The sequence below is a fragment of the Agromyces badenianii genome, assembly GCF_003070885.1.
GTDB classification, from domain to species: domain Bacteria; phylum Actinomycetota; class Actinomycetes; order Actinomycetales; family Microbacteriaceae; genus Agromyces; species Agromyces badenianii.
In genome coordinates, this window is sequence record NZ_CP028913.1 from 2,213,234 (window position 1) to 2,229,036 (window position 15,803).

The 15,803-nt window shown below is 70.2% G+C and carries 15 protein-coding genes; 7 read left to right on the forward strand and 8 right to left on the reverse strand.

The genetic code is table 11. The features are described from left to right. From DCE93_RS10475 to DCE93_RS10490, 4 genes are all read left to right on the forward strand, one after another. Positions 1-732 carry an IclR family transcriptional regulator gene (locus tag DCE93_RS10475; RefSeq protein WP_108595835.1) on the forward strand — a complete coding sequence of 244 codons (732 nt, stop codon included), beginning with the start codon at positions 1-3 and terminating at the stop codon, positions 730-732. A 116-nt stretch (positions 733-848) separates the two neighbouring features. After that, positions 849-1,232, forward strand: a complete 384-nt coding sequence (locus tag DCE93_RS10480) for a RidA family protein (protein WP_108595836.1) — start codon at positions 849-851, stop codon at positions 1,230-1,232. A gap of 267 nt (positions 1,233-1,499) precedes the next feature. Further along, the gene (locus DCE93_RS10485; RefSeq protein WP_108595837.1) at positions 1,500-2,477 is read left to right on the forward strand and encodes a glycoside hydrolase family 6 protein; all 978 of its coding nucleotides are present in this window, start codon (positions 1,500-1,502) and stop codon (positions 2,475-2,477) included. Positions 2,478-2,512: 35 nt separating this feature from the next. Next, positions 2,513-3,433 (forward strand): response regulator transcription factor, encoded by a 921-nt coding sequence (locus DCE93_RS10490; RefSeq protein WP_244284148.1) that lies wholly within the window; start codon positions 2,513-2,515, stop codon positions 3,431-3,433. Between the two features lie 31 nt (positions 3,434-3,464). Here DCE93_RS10490 and DCE93_RS10495 read toward each other — a convergent pair whose 3' ends face one another. Continuing rightward, a complete protein-coding gene (locus DCE93_RS10495; RefSeq protein ID WP_108595839.1) occupies positions 3,465-4,940 on the reverse strand; it encodes a glycosyltransferase family 2 protein in 1,476 nt (491 codons plus the stop codon). A gap of 159 nt (positions 4,941-5,099) precedes the next feature. Here DCE93_RS10495 and DCE93_RS10500 point away from each other — a divergent pair, with 159 nt between their 5' ends. Beyond that, entirely contained in the window at positions 5,100-5,726 is a 627-nt protein-coding gene (locus DCE93_RS10500; protein WP_108595840.1) for a hypothetical protein, read from the forward strand. A gap of 77 nt (positions 5,727-5,803) precedes the next feature. Here DCE93_RS10500 and DCE93_RS10505 read toward each other — a convergent pair whose 3' ends face one another. The 4 genes from DCE93_RS10505 to DCE93_RS10520 all read right to left on the reverse strand — a co-directional run bounded on the left by DCE93_RS10505 (position 5,804) and on the right by DCE93_RS10520 (position 11,186). Further along, a complete protein-coding gene (locus DCE93_RS10505; protein WP_108595841.1) occupies positions 5,804-6,958 on the reverse strand; it encodes a GGDEF domain-containing protein in 1,155 nt (384 codons plus the stop codon). After that, positions 6,955-8,568: a sensor histidine kinase gene (locus DCE93_RS10510; protein WP_165906000.1), complete on the reverse strand. Its 1,614-nt coding sequence runs from the start codon at positions 8,566-8,568 to the stop codon at positions 6,955-6,957. The genes DCE93_RS10505 and DCE93_RS10510 overlap by 4 nt, the downstream gene beginning before the upstream one ends. Positions 8,569-8,691: 123 nt before the next feature. Then, positions 8,692-9,747, reverse strand: a complete 1,056-nt coding sequence (locus DCE93_RS10515; protein ID WP_244284149.1) for an aspartate-semialdehyde dehydrogenase — start codon at positions 9,745-9,747, stop codon at positions 8,692-8,694. Between the two features lie 164 nt (positions 9,748-9,911). Beyond that, positions 9,912-11,186 carry an aspartate kinase gene (locus tag DCE93_RS10520; RefSeq protein WP_108595844.1) on the reverse strand — a complete coding sequence of 425 codons (1,275 nt, stop codon included), beginning with the start codon at positions 11,184-11,186 and terminating at the stop codon, positions 9,912-9,914. 126 nt (positions 11,187-11,312) lie between these two features. Between DCE93_RS10520 and DCE93_RS10525 the strand changes: the two genes are divergently transcribed. Continuing rightward, positions 11,313-11,807 carry a hypothetical protein gene (locus DCE93_RS10525; RefSeq protein WP_108595845.1) on the forward strand — a complete coding sequence of 165 codons (495 nt, stop codon included), beginning with the start codon at positions 11,313-11,315 and terminating at the stop codon, positions 11,805-11,807. A 67-nt stretch (positions 11,808-11,874) separates the two neighbouring features. Here DCE93_RS10525 and DCE93_RS10530 read toward each other — a convergent pair whose 3' ends face one another. Genes DCE93_RS10530 through DCE93_RS10540 form a run of 3 tightly spaced genes read right to left on the reverse strand, consistent with a single transcriptional unit; the run spans position 11,875 to position 15,329 of the window. After that, the gene (locus tag DCE93_RS10530) at positions 11,875-12,234 is read right to left on the reverse strand and encodes a nuclear transport factor 2 family protein (RefSeq protein ID WP_108595846.1); all 360 of its coding nucleotides are present in this window, start codon (positions 12,232-12,234) and stop codon (positions 11,875-11,877) included. 38 nt (positions 12,235-12,272) lie between these two features. Further along, the gene (gene recR / locus DCE93_RS10535) at positions 12,273-12,869 is read right to left on the reverse strand and encodes a recombination mediator RecR (protein ID WP_108595847.1); all 597 of its coding nucleotides are present in this window, start codon (positions 12,867-12,869) and stop codon (positions 12,273-12,275) included. 3 nt (positions 12,870-12,872) lie between these two features. Further along, complete coding sequence (locus DCE93_RS10540; protein ID WP_108595848.1) at positions 12,873-15,329, reverse strand: DNA polymerase III subunit gamma and tau; 2,457 nt, start codon at positions 15,327-15,329, stop codon at positions 12,873-12,875. 78 nt (positions 15,330-15,407) lie between these two features. Between DCE93_RS10540 and DCE93_RS10545 the strand changes: the two genes are divergently transcribed. Continuing rightward, the gene (locus DCE93_RS10545) at positions 15,408-15,779 is read left to right on the forward strand and encodes a TraR/DksA family transcriptional regulator (protein ID WP_235825123.1); all 372 of its coding nucleotides are present in this window, start codon (positions 15,408-15,410) and stop codon (positions 15,777-15,779) included. Positions 15,780-15,803 lie beyond the last annotated feature (24 nt).

Below are 15,803 nucleotides of genomic sequence, written 5' to 3' on the forward strand. Positions count from 1 at the left end.
GTGTCGCAGAGCGTGAAACGGGCCGCCCGCATCATCGAGGCGATCGCCGCCGATCCGCGTACCGTCGCCGAGCTCGCCGAGACCTTCGGGCTGCACCGCTCGACGATGTTCCGCGAGCTGCAGGCGCTCGAAGAGGTCGGCTGGGTGCGCAAGCGCGGCTCCGGCCGCTACGCGCTCGGCACGCGCCTCGCCGCACTCTCGAAGGAGGCCCTCGACTCGCTCGACCTCCGCGAGGCCGGCGCCGAGCATGTGCGGCGCCTGCAGCGCCGCACCGGCAACACCGTGCACCTCGCGGCGTTGATGGACCGGTCGATCGTCTACGTCGACAAGGCCGAAGACGAGTCGGGCGTTCGCATGTACTCCCGCATCGGCCGCGCGGTCATCCCCAATTGCTCGGCGGTCGGCAAGGCGATCCTCGCCGAGCTCGACCCGGCCGGCCGCGACGCCGTGCTCGCCGATGCCTCCTGGGAGCCATACACCGAATTCACCATCACGACCCGGGAGCGACTCGACCTCGAGCTCGCCCTCGTGCGCTCTCGCGGCTGGGCGACCGACGACCGCGAGTTCGAGGCGTTCGTCAATTGCATCGCGGTGCCGATCCGCACGCCGCTGGGGGTCGTCGGCGCGCTCTCGGTCACCGCGATCCGCATGGTCGCCGACCTCGATCGACTGCGCGCGAACCTTCCCGCCATGCGGGAGACCGCCGAGCTCATCGCACGCGAATTCGGCTGAGCGACCGGATGCCGCGGGCCGCCGTCGGCCCGAGCGCGGCCGATCAGGACCCCCGCACCAAGGCCACCACCGACAACCGACCACCAATCACCAATCACCAATCACCAAGGAGAACCATGTCCAAGATCGCCGTCACCCTCTCGAACGCCCCGAAGCCCGCCGGCCCCTACAGCCACGGTGTCGTCGCCAACGGATTCCTGTACACGGCCGGCTTCGGCCCGCAGGATCCGGCGACCGGCGAGGTCGTTCCCGGCGGCGTCGCCGAGCAGACCAGGCAGGTCCTGCGCAACATCGGCGCCGTGCTCGCCGAGTACGAGCTGACGTTCGACGACGTCGTGAAGGTCACGGCGCACCTCGAAGACCTCGCGGACTTCGCCGAGTACAACGTGGCCTACGCGGAGTTCTTCACCGAGCCCTATCCCGTGCGCACGACGGTGGGCTCGCGCCTCGCGAACATCCTCGTCGAGATCGACGTGGTCGCCGCGATCCCGCAGGACTGAATGACGGCGGCGTTCCCGCATCCTCGCGATGCTCCCCCTTAGACTGGACACCGGCCGCTGGGAGGGGGCGCTGTGCCGAACGACGCTTCACGCAGCGAGCCCTCGGGCTTCCTGCAGCATCACCATCACCACGACGAGTCCCGCTATGTGCGCCGGCAGCCGGGGGCCGCACCGGATCGCCGGCAACCGGCGGAGCGGACGCCGACACCCACGGCTCCGGCGGCCCCGCCGACACCACCTGCCCCGCCGACGGCCACGGCGCGCGCGGTGCCGGCCCGTCGAGCGCGGCCCGCAGTCGCGCTCATCGCCGGCGGTGCGCTCCTCGCCGCCGTGATCGTCGTCGTCGTCGTGCTCATCGTGAACGCCGCGCGATCGGATCACAATCCGTTCGCCGGGCAGACCCTCTTCGTCGACCCCGATTCCCGCGCGGCACGCGCCGCCGCGAGCGACGCCGGCCTCGACGAGCGCGAGGCTGCCGCCCGGATCGCGGCCGTGCCGACCGCCATCTGGATCACTCCGGAGGAGTTCCCGCCGGGGTCGGCGAACGAGGCGGTCGCCGACATCATGGCGTCGGCGGGCTCAGCCGAGGCTCTCCCCACCTTCGTCGTCTACGGCATCACCGATCGCGATTGCGGCGGTTTCTCCGCAGGTGGGCTGCCCGCCGAGGCGTACCTCGACTGGGTCGACGAGATCGCTGCCGGGCTCGGCGACGGCGCAAGCATCGTCGTCCTCGAACCGGATTCGCTCGGGCTGGCGCCCGAGTGCACCAACCAGACCGAGCGCACCGACCTCGTGCGCGCTGCGCTCGCCCGGTTCGGCGACACCGCGGCGACCGTCTACCTCGACGCCGGCCACTCGGCCTGGCTGCCCCCGGAACGCATCGCGGAGTTGCTCCGAAGCGCCGGCGTGGCGAAGGCGAGGGGCTTCGCGACCAACGTCTCGAACATGCAGTCGACCGTCGACGAGCTCGAATTCGCACGGCAGGTCTCCGCGGAGCTCGGCGGCGCTCACGCGATCATCGACACGTCTCGGAACGGCGCCGGGCCGCCGAGCGACGGCTCGTGGTGCAACCCGCCGGGCATCGGACTCGGCGAAACCCCGCGCGCGATCGACGACCCGGTCGTCGATGCCGTGCTCTGGGTGAAGCCACCCGGCGAGAGCGACGGCACCTGCAACGGCGGGCCGACGGCGGGCCAATGGTGGCCCGAGCAAGCCGTCGACCTCGTGGCGAACGCGGTGGAGTGAGGGACTTGGGGGAATCAACGGGGATGGGAGAACTCATGCGGGATCAAATGGAACGGGTCGCCGTGATCATCGAAGACGATGGCGACATTCGGCGACTGCTGGAGGAGGTGCTCGAGCAGGGTGGCTTCGAGACCCACAGCGCAGGGAACGGCGTCGACGGCGTCGAGAAGGTTCGTCGATATCGTCCGACGCTCACGACACTGGATGTGAGCATGCCGGGCATCGACGGATTCGAGGCGGCGAAGCGCATCCGGGCCTTCAGCGACACCTACCTCATCATGCTCACCGCACGCAGCGATGAGATCGACACGCTCATGGGCCTCCAGTCGGGCGCCGACGACTACATCGCCAAACCGTTCCGGCCCAGGGAACTGCGTGCCCGGATCGACGCCATGCTGCGGCGCCCGCGTCTCGCCGTCGCCCCCGAGGAGGCGGCCGAGGGGTCATCCTCAGTGCCGACGGATTCGCCCGCACCGCGTCACGCGGCAGATCCGGAGGAGACGCCGAGCCTCGGCACCGACGCGGCGGCTCTCGCCCACACTCCGGTCGCCGATCGAGCGACCGAGACCGCGACCGCGACCGAACCGACGGCATCGGTCCAGTCCCGAGCCGACTCGGCAGACGACGATGGCTGGCTCGAACACCGCGGCCTGCAGCTGCAGCCCGAGATGCATCTCGTCACCGTCGACGGCGATGAGCTCGACATCACGCGCAGCGAGTTCGAGCTCCTCAGCCTCCTGATGAGCTCACGCCGGCGCGTGCGCAGCAAGGCCGACCTCGCCCTCGCCCTGCGCGGCGAGAGCTACGTCACCTCGTACTACGTGAGCGAGGCCGACAAGCGCGCCGTCGAGGTGCACCTGGCCAATCTCCGCCGCAAGCTCGGCGAGAGCGCGACGCAGCCGCGCTGGATCGAGACGGTGCGCGGTGTCGGCTACCGGCTGACCGCCGACGACTGAGCCTGAGCCGAGACGCGGCTCGCGGCATCCATCAGACCTTGTAGCCGTGGTGCCGACGCACGAGCTTGCTGAACATGCCGACGGTCTGCAGCACCGTGATGGTGCCGAGCACAGGCCAGCCGGCCCACAGCACCGAGGACTGCACGACCGGGGTCAGCTGGGTCCAGATCGCGACCATCGCGATCACGGCGGCGAGCACGATGAGGAGCGGGGCGAGGTAGGCGTGACCCGAGCCGCGCTCGGCCTTGGCCTGCGCCGCCCAGTTGTCGACCTGTTTCTTGCTCGCGAACTTGGCCCAGGCGCGGCCGAAGTGGCCGATCCGGATCCACATGTAGATCTCCGCGGGCAGGATCAGCACGGCGAAGAGGATGTCGCGGGCGGTGCGGTTCTCCATCGAGAGCGCGATGCGCAGGTTCAGGAGCACGGCGACGACCGGCGGGATGAGCCAGATCGGACCGAACACGAACGCGTCGATCGAGAGCGAGCCCGCGAGCAGCACGATGAAGAGGATGCGGGTGAGCGCGTTCACCGCCATCGAGAGGTTCTCCCACCAGCGCAAGCGCAGGTTGGGGTGGAACGGCTGGCCCTTCGTGTCGCCGCGCTGGCCCGGCCACATGAGTTCGATCGCGCCGTAGTTCCACTTCACCTGCTGCGCGTCGAGGGCGCGCAGCGTCTCCATGCCGCCGACGTCGGCGCGGGCGCGGGCGCTGATCTTCGTGAGGTAGCCCGCGCTCTTGATCTGCAGCGAGAGGAGTGAATCCTCCACCTCGCTGTCCTTCACCCACGGCGTGGTCTGACGATTGGCCGTCATCGCGTCGCGGAGGGCCTTCGTCGCGAAGATCGAGTACTGGCCGCCGAGTACCGCCATGTTGCGGCCGCGGAGCATGTTCTGCATGTTGAACGCCGCGAACTGGGCACGCTGGCCCGCGATGAGGAACGGCGCGATGACGCCCTTCATCTCGCGGTCGTCAATCGAGTAGATCGCCGAGATGCCGCCGATGCGGCTGTCGGAAGCGATCTCGGCCTCGAGGAACTCCACCGCTCGCGAGTCCGCCACGGTGTCGCCGTCGACGCCGAGCAGGTAGTCGAGCCCCTCGACGAGCGTGAAGCCGTAGTTCAGCGCGCCGACCTTCTTGTCGGGGTTCTTGCCGATGTCGTGCACGAACACTTCGGTGAACTGCTCGTTGCCGTCGCCGTCCAGGCGGGTGTGCGCGCCGGCGAATGCTGCCGCCGCGTCGACGGTGCGGTCGGTCGTGTTGTTGACGACGACGTGCACGACGTCGGGCAGTCGGGTCTGGGCGAGGAGCGACTCGAGGACCGCGGCGATCGAGGCCTCCTCGTTGTAGGCGGGGACGATGCAACCGATGGTCGCGCGAGCCGACGGGAGCGTGTCCACGAGTGCGGCGAATCCATCGGCGTACGCTTCGAGTTCGGGCTCGGGAAGCGGACGCACCGGCGACTCGACAGGCTCCGTGGAAGCCTCTCGGTCGGTGATGAGTTCGTTCATCGTGTCGCTCCTGACATTCGGTGCAGCGTCCCCGCGCCACGTCACCGAGTGTGGCGGGGCGACCTCGGGTTCCCCGCTGGGATGCGATAACGTCACCTCAAGATCTCCTCAAGATTCGGCGTTCGGGCGGCCCGACGTCGCCGTACCGGAAGGCTACGCGTGCACCAGCGCTCGACCAATTCCACACTCCCCCGCGTGCTCGCGCTCGGCGTCCTCGCCGGCGGCGCGCTGCTCCTCGCCGGGTGTTCCGCTCCCCCATGGATCGGCATGCCGAAGTCTACGGCCACGCCCGCGACGACCGCACCTGCCACGCCGGTGCAGAACGACCTCGCCGCCGGAGCCGCGACCCGTACCATCGAGGTCGGCGCGATCACCCTCACCGTCGACTACTGGTCGACGCTCTCGATGGACGAATGGACGGCAGCGGCCAACAAGCCGCTGAGCTTCGCCGTGCACGCGACGGTGACCCCCGCCGACGGCCAGAAGATCTACCTCTCCCGGGTCACGGCGACCCCGGTGGTCGCGAACGCGAGCGGCGCGCTCCCCTCGTTCGAGCCGCTCGTCGACCAGGCGAGCGTGGCTCCGGGATACCTCGTGCTCGATCCCTACAGCTTCAGCCAGACGTTCATCGTCCCGCCGGTCGACGCCGAGGCCGACCGCCTCGAGTTGACGATGAAGTACGAGCTCCTGCAGCAGTCGACGCCGACCTCGAACGACTTCGCCAAGCAGACGGCGGTCGACTCCCTGACGATCGCCATCGCCCCCGCCCCCGCCCCCGAGCGCTGATCGGTGCGGCCATCGCGGCCGGTCGCCGTCGCAGCCGGTCGCCATCGCGGTAGGTCGCCGTTGCGGTCGCGCCCGGCTCAGACCGCGATCGCGACGGCGTCGCCGCCCTTGGCGCGGGCATCCACTGCCGCCGCGGCGGCCGCGGCCATGAGCCGATCGAAGTCGTACCCGATGACATCGGTGCCGGCCAGGCCGATGCTCGCCGAGAGCCGCAGGCCCTGTGCCGCGTCGAGCCGCTTCTCACGGAGCCCTGCCTGCACCGCCTCGGCGTACTCTTCCGCATCCTCCATCTGCGCGAACGGCGCGACGACCACGAGCGCACCCGCGCCCGCGCACCCGATGTCGGCGTGTGGTGAACAGTAGCGCCGAACCGCCGCGGTGAACTCCGCCAGCAGCTGACTGCCGACGGAGCGGCCGAACGCGGTGTTCAGCGCCGACAGCTCGTCGAGCTCCACTCGCATGAAGACGAGCTGTTCGTCATGGTAGTTCGCACGCTCGAGCCAGTCCTCGACGACCTCGCGGAACGACGCGGTGGTGAGCACCGCGTCGGCGGTGAACGACGGCGCGAGCTCGCGCCGATTCGACGCGCCGTCCGAGTGCTCGCCCTGCAGGATCACGAGGCTCACGACCGCGACGATCACGAGCGTCATGAGCACGAACGAGGATGCCTCGGTGCCGAGCGCGCTTCGGAACCAGGGATCCTCCGGTCCGAGCACGAGGTACGCCACGGCCCGGGCCGAGTAGAACAGCGCAACGACGATGAACATGACCGTGAGCCCGCGCGCCCTCCAGCTCTCCCGCATCGGCGTACGCAAGCTCTCCGCCGCACCGAGCGCCGCGAAACCCGCGATGAGCACGAACATGACCACCGCACCCGCCCAGTCCCCGCCGTCGGGACCCTCGACGAGCACGGCGCTGGCCGCGACCGCCGCGCCGAGCACAGCGCTCCAGACGGCGTCATTGCGCCCGTTGTACGCTCGGGCGCCGCACCACAGCAGGGCGGGGCACAACACGATGGCGGCGTTGCCCACCGCCACCGCCCACCACGCGTGCGGCACGACGGCCCAGGTGGCGTAGGCGAACGACGCGAGGATGCCGGCCATGAACGAGACGGCCCACAGGCGCCCCGCGGCATCCGTCTTCCGCAGGAACGTGTCGAGCACGAACATGACCCCGGAGATGATCGTCACCGTGCTCACGGCGAGCTGGGCGGTGTACAGATCGATCGTCATTTCGCCTCCGGGCCCGAGACCGGCAGGGTGATGATCACCGTCGTGCCGAATCCCTCTTCACTGTCGATGCCGAACTTCCCGCCGTGCCGCTCGACGAAGTCGCGCGCGATGCCGAGCCCGAGACCGCTTCCGTGCACACTGCCCTGCCGCACGGCCTCCGAGCGGAAGAACCGGTCGAAGATCTTCGGCTGTTCCGCCTCGGGAATCCCCATGCCGGTGTCGCGGACCACGATCCACGCCTTGTCGCCGGCCGCGGTCACCCCGATCGTGACCTCGCCACCCTCGCGGTTGTACTTGATGGCGTTCGAGAGCACGTTGTCGACCACCTGGCGGATGCGGAAGCCGTCGGCGCGCACTTCTACCTCGTCGGCGGTGGTCACGGCCACCGTGATGTCGCGCTCGTCGGATCTGGGGCGCAGCGCCTCGACCGAGTCGCGCACGATCGCGCCGAGGTCGGTCGGACCGAACTGGAGCAGCGGCGGCGCCTCGGCCAGGCGCGCGCTCTGCAGGATGCTCGCGATCAGCTGCAGCATCCGCTCGCCGTTGCGCTCCATGATGTCGAGGTTGCGACGCACCGAAGGCGGCAGCTCGGGATCATCGAGCGAGAGCTCGATGTAGCCGAGCACCGAGGTCATCGGGGTTCGGAGTTCGTGGGAGACCGAGGCGACGAGATCGTCACGCGCACGGATGGCACGGAGCTCTGCGGTGACGTCGCGGGCCACCAGCACGCTGCCGTCGGGCTCGTTCTCGACGTCGAGGAGGCGCCGCGCGGTCACGGCGACGGCGGCGAGTTCGCGCTGCCCGGTGGGGATCCACGTGATCACGTTGTCGAACTCGTCGCCGCGCGCGGCGCGGTTGAACGGCAGTTCGTGCTCCTCGAGCGGGGTGACGCGGTCGGGGCCGAAGGCCACGCCGCGGCGGGCGGCATCCGGCGAGGCGATGTGGATGCCGTACAGGCGCGCGTAGGCCGCGTTCATGACCGCCCCTCGACCGTCGCGATCGAGGCGCATCACCCCGAAGTCGACGGCGTTGATCACCTCGGCGACGAGCGCCTCCTGCCGGTTCGCCCTGCGGAGTGCGCGCTCGAGCTGACCGGCCTGCCTGCGAAGAATCACCCGCTGCGCAGTGGTGCGCCGGCTCGTGAGCACGGCGCTCGTCGCCACGAAGAGCAAGGCGATCGGCAGGAGCACGACCGCGGGGATGCTGCCGCTCGTGATCGCGCGGCCGGTGATGAGCTCGGTCGTCCAGATGAGCACCGACGCCGAGGCGACCGCCATGACCGCGCCGGCCAGTCCGAAGTAGCTCGCGAGCCAGAGCGTCGGAAACACCCACAGGAGTCCGACGCCCCCCGCCGGGTCGCTCATCCGCATGAGTCCGACCGCCACGATGTCGATGAGCGGCACGATCATGATGACGCCGCGCGGCAGTCGATGCCACGGGGTCACGATGCACACGCCGGTGGTGACGAAGACGAGCACGATCGCCGCGAGCATCAGGGGCTGCGATGCCGACGCAGTCGAGAAGATCTGCAGCGTGAAGACGACGACGATGACCACGGCGCCGAAGAGCAGCTGCGAGAGGATGACGGAGCGATCCAGTGTGGCGCTCATCCGCCGGGGTTCCCCCGATCCCATGCCCCGAGCCTAGTGGGACACGCGGCGCATCCGTGGACGACGGGCAGGCGGCGCGGCGACTTCAGCACCGCGTTGGCCACCACGTGTCGTGCGAGCGTGTCAGACGGCGGCCGGCAGCTTCGCCGCGACGAGTTCCGCGATCTGCACGGCGTTCAGCGCCGCGCCCTTGCGCAGGTTGTCGTTCGAGACGAAGAGCACGAGGCCGGTGCCGTCGGGTGCCGACTGGTCTTGGCGGATGCGACCGACGAAGCTCGGGTCGGCGCCCGCCGCCTGCAGCGGGGTGGGCACGTCGGAGAGCTCGACACCCGGTGCGGCCGCGAGCAGCTCCGTGGCACGCTCGGGGGTGATCGGGTTGGCGAATTCGGCGTGGATGGAGAGCGAGTGCCCCGTGAAGACGGGCACACGCACGCACGTGCCCGCGACCCGCAGCCCCGGCAGCTCGAGGATCTTGCGGCTCTCGTTGCGGAGCTTCTTCTCTTCGTCGGTCTCGTTGTCGCCGTCGTCGACGATCGAGCCGGCGAGCGGGATCACATCGAAGGCGATCGGCCGAGGGAACTTCACGGGCTCGGGGAAGACGACGGATGCCCCGTCGTGCACGAGCCCGATCGCGTCCTGTGCGACCGCCGCGCGCGCCTGCTCGAGCAGTTCTTCGCCGCCGGCGAGACCGGCCCCGGAAACGGCCTGGTAGGTCGAGATCATGAGTCGCTCGAGACCGGCTTCGTCGTGCAGCACCTTCAGCACGGGCATCGCGGCCATCGTCGTGCAGTTCGGGTTGGCGATGATGCCCTTCACGGCTTCGTCGATCGCGTGCGGGTTGACCTCGCTGACCACGAGCGGCACCTCGGGGTCCATGCGCCAGCCGCTCGAGTTGTCGATGACGGTGACACCGGCGGCGGCGAAGCGAGGGGCCTGCGCCTTCGAGAGGGTGGCTCCTGCGGAGAAGATCGCGATGTCGAGGCCGCTCGGATCAGCCGTCGAGGCGTCTTCGATGACCACGTCGTCGCCCCTCCACGGCAAGGTCGAGCCTGCCGACCGTGCCGACGCGAAGTAGCGGATCGAGGCGACCGGGAAGTCCCGCTCCTCGAGCAGCTTGCGCACGACCGCGCCGACCTGGCCGGTCGCGCCGACGATGCCGATGTTCACTCCGTTGCCCACGTGCACTCCTCCATCACCCCTCGGCCGCTCGGCCGTCGGGAAGCGTTGTTCCATTCTCCCAGCCGTGGCGAATGACGGCCGTCGGTTCGCGGAACCTTGGCAGGAATACCCCGGGATCCGCGAGGATGTCGATGATCGGGCGGATGCACGCATCCGCCCGCCGGTCAGCGCCCGGTGCCCGCGTGCACGATCGCGTCGTCGTCGCCGTCGAGCTCGAACGCCGAGTGCACGGCTCGCGCGGCGGCGTGCACGCTGTCGGCGCGGGTCACGACCGAGATGCGGATCTCGCTCGTCGAGATCATCTCGATGTTGATGCCCGCGTCGTAGAGCGCCTCGAAGAGCCGCGCCGAGACACCCGTGGCCGAGCGCATGGCCGCGCCCACGAGCGAGAGCTTGCCGATCTGGTCGTCGTACTGCAGCGAGAGGAAGCCGACGGCCTCCTGCGAACCCGCGAGCGCGGTGAGCGCACGTTCGCCGTCGGACTTCGGGAGGGTGAACGAGATGTCCGTGCGCCCGGTCGACGCGGCGGAGACGTTCTGCACGATCATGTCGACGTTCGCGTTCGCACCGGCGACGATCTTGAAGATCTTCGCTGCGACGCCCGGCTTGTCGGGCACGCCGACGACCGTGATCTTCGCCTCGCTCAGATCGACGGCGACACCGGCGATGACGGACTCTTCCACAGCTTCTCCTTCGGGAAGGCGCGCGGGGTCGTAGACGATGGTCCCCTCGCTGTTGTTGAACGACGAGCGCACGTGCAGGGTGACGCCGTGCCGGCGGGCGTATTCCACTGCGCGGATGTGAAGGACCTTGGCACCGGACGACGCGAGCTCGAGCATCTCTTCGCTCGTGATGCGGTCGAGCTTGCGGGCCTTCTTCACGACGCGCGGGTCGGCGGTGAACACGCCGTCGACGTCGGTGTAGATCTCGCACACATCGGCTTGGAGCGCGGCTGCGAGGGCGACCGCCGTGGTGTCGCTGCCGCCCCGGCCGAGGGTCGTGATGTCGCGGGTGTCGCGGTTGAAGCCCTGGAATCCGGCGACGATCACTATGGCGCCGTCGTCGAGCGCCTCGCGCAGCCGAACCGGCGTGACGTCGACGATGCGCGCTGCGCCGTGCGTGGCATCCGTGATCATGCCGGCCTGGCTGCCCGTGAACGAGCGCGCCTCGTGGCCCATGCCCTTGATCGCCATCGCGAGCAGCGCCATCGAGATGCGCTCGCCGGCGGAGAGCAGCATGTCGAGTTCGCGCGGCGCGGGGATCGGCGTAACCTCGTTCGCCAGATCGAGCAGTTCGTCGGTCGAGTCGCCCATCGCGGAAACCGCCACGACGACGTCGTTGCCCGCCTTGCGGGTCTCGACGATGCGCTTGGCGACCCGCTTGATGCTCTCGGCGTCGGCGACGGAGGACCCGCCGAACTTCTGCACGATCAAGCTCACGTGGTCTCCCAGGGGTGGTTTCGCTGGCGGCCGCTCGGGTGGCCCGCGCCGAAATCACCATCATACGGCGGGGCGCATACGCGCCCGACCATGTGACGCTCGGCCGGGCGACGGTAGCGTGAGCACATGTCGGAGGCGCTCGAGGGCTGGACGGAGTTCAATGTCGCGATGGTCGGCGCGACCGCCGCCCTCGCGGGCCTGCTCATCGTCGCGATGTCGGTGAACATCTCGACGATCATGACCTCGAAGACCCTGCCCCCTCGGGCCGCATCCTCGATCGCGACGCTCGTGCTCGCGATCGTCGCCGGAGCGCTCGGGCTCGTACCCGGACAGCCGGTCTGGGCGTACGGAGCGGTGGTGCTCATCGCGTCGCTCGTCGCCACCGCGTTCCAGGTGCACGCGATGCGCGTCATCGCCCGCGAACCGGGATCCGGGGCCGGCGACCGCGCACTGAAGTCGATCGCTGGCGTGCTGCCGGTCGCCGTGTTCCTCCTCGGTGCGGTGCTGATCGTCGCCGGCGCTGCCGGCGCCGGCCTCATCCTGGTGGCGGTCGGCTCCGTCCTCGCGATCGTCAGCGCCATCCTGATGGCGTGGATCGTGCTCGTCGAAGTGCTCCGCTGACTCGGATGCCGCGGAGACCGAGTGGTGCGCAACGCATCGCCTGCCGCGATGCGCCGGCGCCGAACGCTCAGCCCTCGTGCGGGCGCGGCATGTACCACTCGGTGAACTCGGCGGCTCGGCCGTCGTCCGCGAGGCGGACGATCCAGAGGTTCAGGTAATTCTGCTCTGCACGATAGTCGGTGCGCCCCTGCACGACGACGAACCCGTCGTGTTCGTGCAGGATGTGCCAGTCGAAGGCCCACGTGCCGGGGTCATCGATATCTTCGAGCCAGCCCGCGACGATCGCATCGCGACCGATGCGCGGTTCGGCGTCGGGGCTCGTGAGGTACCGGGCATCGTCGGCGAAGAGCGCGCCGACCTGTTCGGGATCGTTCGATTCCCATGCCGCGAGGTACCCGGCGACCCACTCCGCACCGTTTCTTGCCATGGCTCCGTTCTAGCGGCGGGAGTGGGGACCGTCAAGGGTCAGCCGACGACGCGCCGGCCCTCGAACGCGCGGCCGAGCGTGACCTCGTCGGCGTACTCGAGGTCTCCGCCGACGGGCAGGCCCGAGGCGAGCCGGGTGACCCGGATCTCGAGCGTGGTGAGCAGCCGGCTGAGGTAGGTCGCGGTCGCCTCGCCCTCGAGGTTCGGGTCGGTGGCGATGATCACCTCGGTGACCGTGCCGTCGGCCAGTCGCTGCATCAGCTGGCGGATGCGCAGCTCGTCTGGCCCGATGCCGTCGATCGGGCTGATGGCGCCGCCGAGCACGTGATAGAACCCGCGGAATTCCCGGGTGCGCTCGATCGCGACGACGTCTTTCGCCTCTTCGACGACGCAGATGAGCGCCGGATCGCGACGCGGGTCACGGCAGATGCCGCAGGTCGCCTCTTCGGAGACGTTGCCGCAGATCTCGCAGAATCGCACCTTCTCGCGGATCTGCATCAGGATCTCGGCGAGCCGGGAGACGTCGAAATGCTCGGTCTGCACGATGTGGAATGCGATGCGCTGCGCCGACTTCGGCCCGATGCCGGGGAGGCGGCCGAGTTCATCGATCAACTCTTGGACGATGCCTTCGTACACGGGCTACCCACGCTCCCCGAAGCCGGGTCGCGCCGGCGCCTCGACCTCTTCGAGGAAGGTCGCACCGAGCACCTCGCGAACGACGGCCTCGCCGTAGCGCTGGACGCCGCCGTCGACGGCGGCCCGCGCCGTGGCCGGCAGCGGGCGAGCTCGAGCCGGGGCCGGGGCGGGCGCCGGGGCGGGGGCGTGCGCCGGGGCCTCGACGACCATCTCGGGCTCGGGCCCGGGGTCGAAGGGCGGCTCTTCGTCTTCGGGCGGGGCATCGGCATCGTCGGGCAGCTCGTCGAGCCCGGTCGGACCGGACGCGGGTGCCGGAGCGATCGCGGGAGCAGACGAGGGGCCGCTCGATCGGTCATCGGATGCTGCCGCATCGCCCTGCGGACGCTCGGCGACGGCGGTCGCCGTGCGGGCGCTTGCCGACGTGTACACGGCACCCGCGCCGACGGCTGCATCTGCATCGGAGGTCGGGTCGCGTGGGATGGCGACGGTCGCCCAGGAGTCCACCGGGCCGGCCGGTGCGGCCGAGGTCGAGCCGGCCTCGGCCGTGGCAGCAGCCGGCGTGGCCGCCGCGGTCGACAGCATGCCCGCAGAGCCGCTCGGTGCAGGCCGTGCCGCACCTGACGCGGACCGGGTCGGCGCGCGATCGGAATCCGAGCGGGAACCCGCCGGCGACGGCCCGCCGGGAGCCGACGCGCTGGGAGCAGCTTCGGCGGGAGCCGAAGCGGCGGAGGCCGCTGACGGAGCCGGCGCAGCTGACGGAGCCGCCTCTGGCACGGCCGGAGCCGCCGTCTGCGCTCCGCCCGGCGCGTCGACCCTGGCGATGAACTTCACGCGCACCCCGAGCACCTCGACGATCGCCCCGCGGAGCAGTTCGCTGACGCTCTGCCCGGGCGCACCACCACGGAACCCCGCGACATCGTGCTCGCTCGGGAAGGTGAGCACGAGCACGTCGCCGTCACGGAAGTCGCGCACCTGGGCGGTGAACGCCACCATCCACGCGCTGCGCTTCGTGCGCTGGAGCGAGGCGAGCACCTCGGGCCACGCGTCGCGGATCTGCTGCAGGGTGACCGGTCCGACCGGTTTCACCGGTGCGGCTGCCTCGGCCGCGGGCTTCGCCGCTGCGACGGTGGCTGCCGCGACGGCGTCTGCCGCCGGCACAGCCGGCGACGTCGCGGCAGCGGCCGTCTGCCGCGCCGGCTCGGGTGCGGTTCGAGCCGCGGGAGCGACCGGCGCCGCGGTCGCCTGCGCCGCGGGGCGCGACTCGGTACCGGCCGCCGGCCCTTCTGCGGCAGCGGCGACACCGACGCGACGTTCGAGCCGCTCGACCCGGGCGAGCGCGCCGCGCTCGGTGTCGTCGGCCGACGGCACGAGCACGCGCGCGAGCATGAGTTCGAGGTGGAGCCTCGGCGAGGTGGCGCCCGTCATCTCGGTGAGCGTCTGATTGACGAGGTCGGCCACTCGCGAGAGCTCGGCCTGACCGAACGCGGCCGCCTGGGCGGCCATGCGGGCGAGCTCGTCTTCGGGAACGCCGCGCAGCACGGCCGCGGCCGCCTCTGGCGACGAGGCGGCGACGACGATGAGGTCGCGCAGGCGCTCGAGCAGGTCTTCGACGAAACGCCTCGGGTCTTGACCGGTCTGCACGACCCGATCGGCCGCGGCGAAGGCACCGGCTGCGTCGCCGGCGCCGATGGCATCGACGACCTCGTCGAGCAGCGCACCGTGGGTGTAGCCGAGCAGCGCGACTGCTCGCTCGTAGTCGATCGTCGGCCCTTCGGAGCCGGCGATGAGCTGATCGAGCAACGACAGCGCGTCTCGCGGCGACCCGCCGCCGGCGCGCACCACGAGGGGCAGCACGCCGGGCGCGACCTCGACGCCCTCTTCGGTGCAGAGCTGCTGCACGTACTCGAGCATGGGGCCCGGCGGCACCAGTCGGAACGGGTAGTGGTGCGTACGCGAGCGGATGGTGCCGAGCACCTTGTCGGGCTCGGTGGTCGCGAAGATGAACTTGATGTGCTCGGGCGGCTCTTCGACGAGCTTCAGCAGTGCGTTGAAGCCCTGCGGCGTGACCATGTGGGCCTCATCGAGGATGAAGATCTTGAACCGGTCGCGGGCTGGAGCGAAGACGGCGCGCTCGCGCAGGTCGCGAGCGTCGTCGACGCCGTTGTGGCTCGCGGCATCGATCTCGACGACATCGAGCGAACCGCCGCCGCCACGAGAGAGCTCGACGCAGCTGGGGCAGACCCCGCACGGGACATCCGTCGGGCCCTCTGCGCAGTTGAGGCAGCGCGCGAGAATGCGCGCCGACGTCGTCTTGCCGCAGCCGCGGGGGCCGCTGAACAGGTAGGCGTGATTGACACGATCGGTGCGGAGCGCCGTCATGAGCGGCTCCGTCACCTGGGACTGGCCGATCATCTCGGCGAATGTCTCGGGCCGGTAGCGGCGATAGAGGGCGGTGACCACGCATCAATCGTAGTTGCCGCGTCTGACACGACGGCAGGATGTCTCTGGCGTACCATTCGGGGATCGGAAGGGGGCGCGATGACATCGATGATGACACCGGCACAGCTCGAACGGTTCCAGGCGAAGTTGCTGAAGGAACGGGCGGATGCCGAGGGCCGATTCGCCGAGTTCGGCGACGTCATGACCGAGGTGCGAGCCGCTAGGTCGGGCGCGTCGGCCGACGACGAGCACGACCCCGAGGGCCCCACGATGACGCAGGAGTGGTCGCAGCGCACCGCGGTGCTCGCCGACGCGCGTGCCGAGCTCGCCGACATCGATCATGCCCTGGCCCGCATCGCCGACGGCACCTACGGCACGTGCAACAAATGCGGGAAGCGCATCACCGTGCCGCGCCTCGAGGCCCGGCCGACGGCCGAGCTCTGCATCGACTGCGCCCGGCTCGCGCGCTGACGGCGACGGCCGGAGCCGGCGGCC

Bases quoted from the DNA above. Each gene is read 5' to 3' on its own strand.
- DCE93_RS10480 (WP_108595836.1), top strand. From the start codon at position 849: ATGTCCAAGATCGCCGTCACCCTCTCGAACGCCCCGAAGCCCGCCGGC.
- DCE93_RS10490 (WP_244284148.1), top strand. From the start codon at position 2,513: ATGCGGGATCAAATGGAACGGGTCGCCGTGATCATCGAAGACGATGGC.
- DCE93_RS10495 (WP_108595839.1), bottom strand. From the start codon at position 4,940: ATGAACGAACTCATCACCGACCGAGAGGCTTCCACGGAGCCTGTCGAG.
- DCE93_RS10505 (WP_108595841.1), bottom strand. From the start codon at position 6,958: ATGACGATCGATCTGTACACCGCCCAGCTCGCCGTGAGCACGGTGACG.
- DCE93_RS10510 (WP_165906000.1), bottom strand. From the start codon at position 8,568: ATGAGCGCCACACTGGATCGCTCCGTCATCCTCTCGCAGCTGCTCTTC.
- DCE93_RS10525 (WP_108595845.1), top strand. From the start codon at position 11,313: ATGTCGGAGGCGCTCGAGGGCTGGACGGAGTTCAATGTCGCGATGGTC.
- DCE93_RS10530 (WP_108595846.1), bottom strand. From the start codon at position 12,234: ATGGCAAGAAACGGTGCGGAGTGGGTCGCCGGGTACCTCGCGGCATGG.
- DCE93_RS10545 (WP_235825123.1), top strand. From the start codon at position 15,408: ATGACATCGATGATGACACCGGCACAGCTCGAACGGTTCCAGGCGAAG.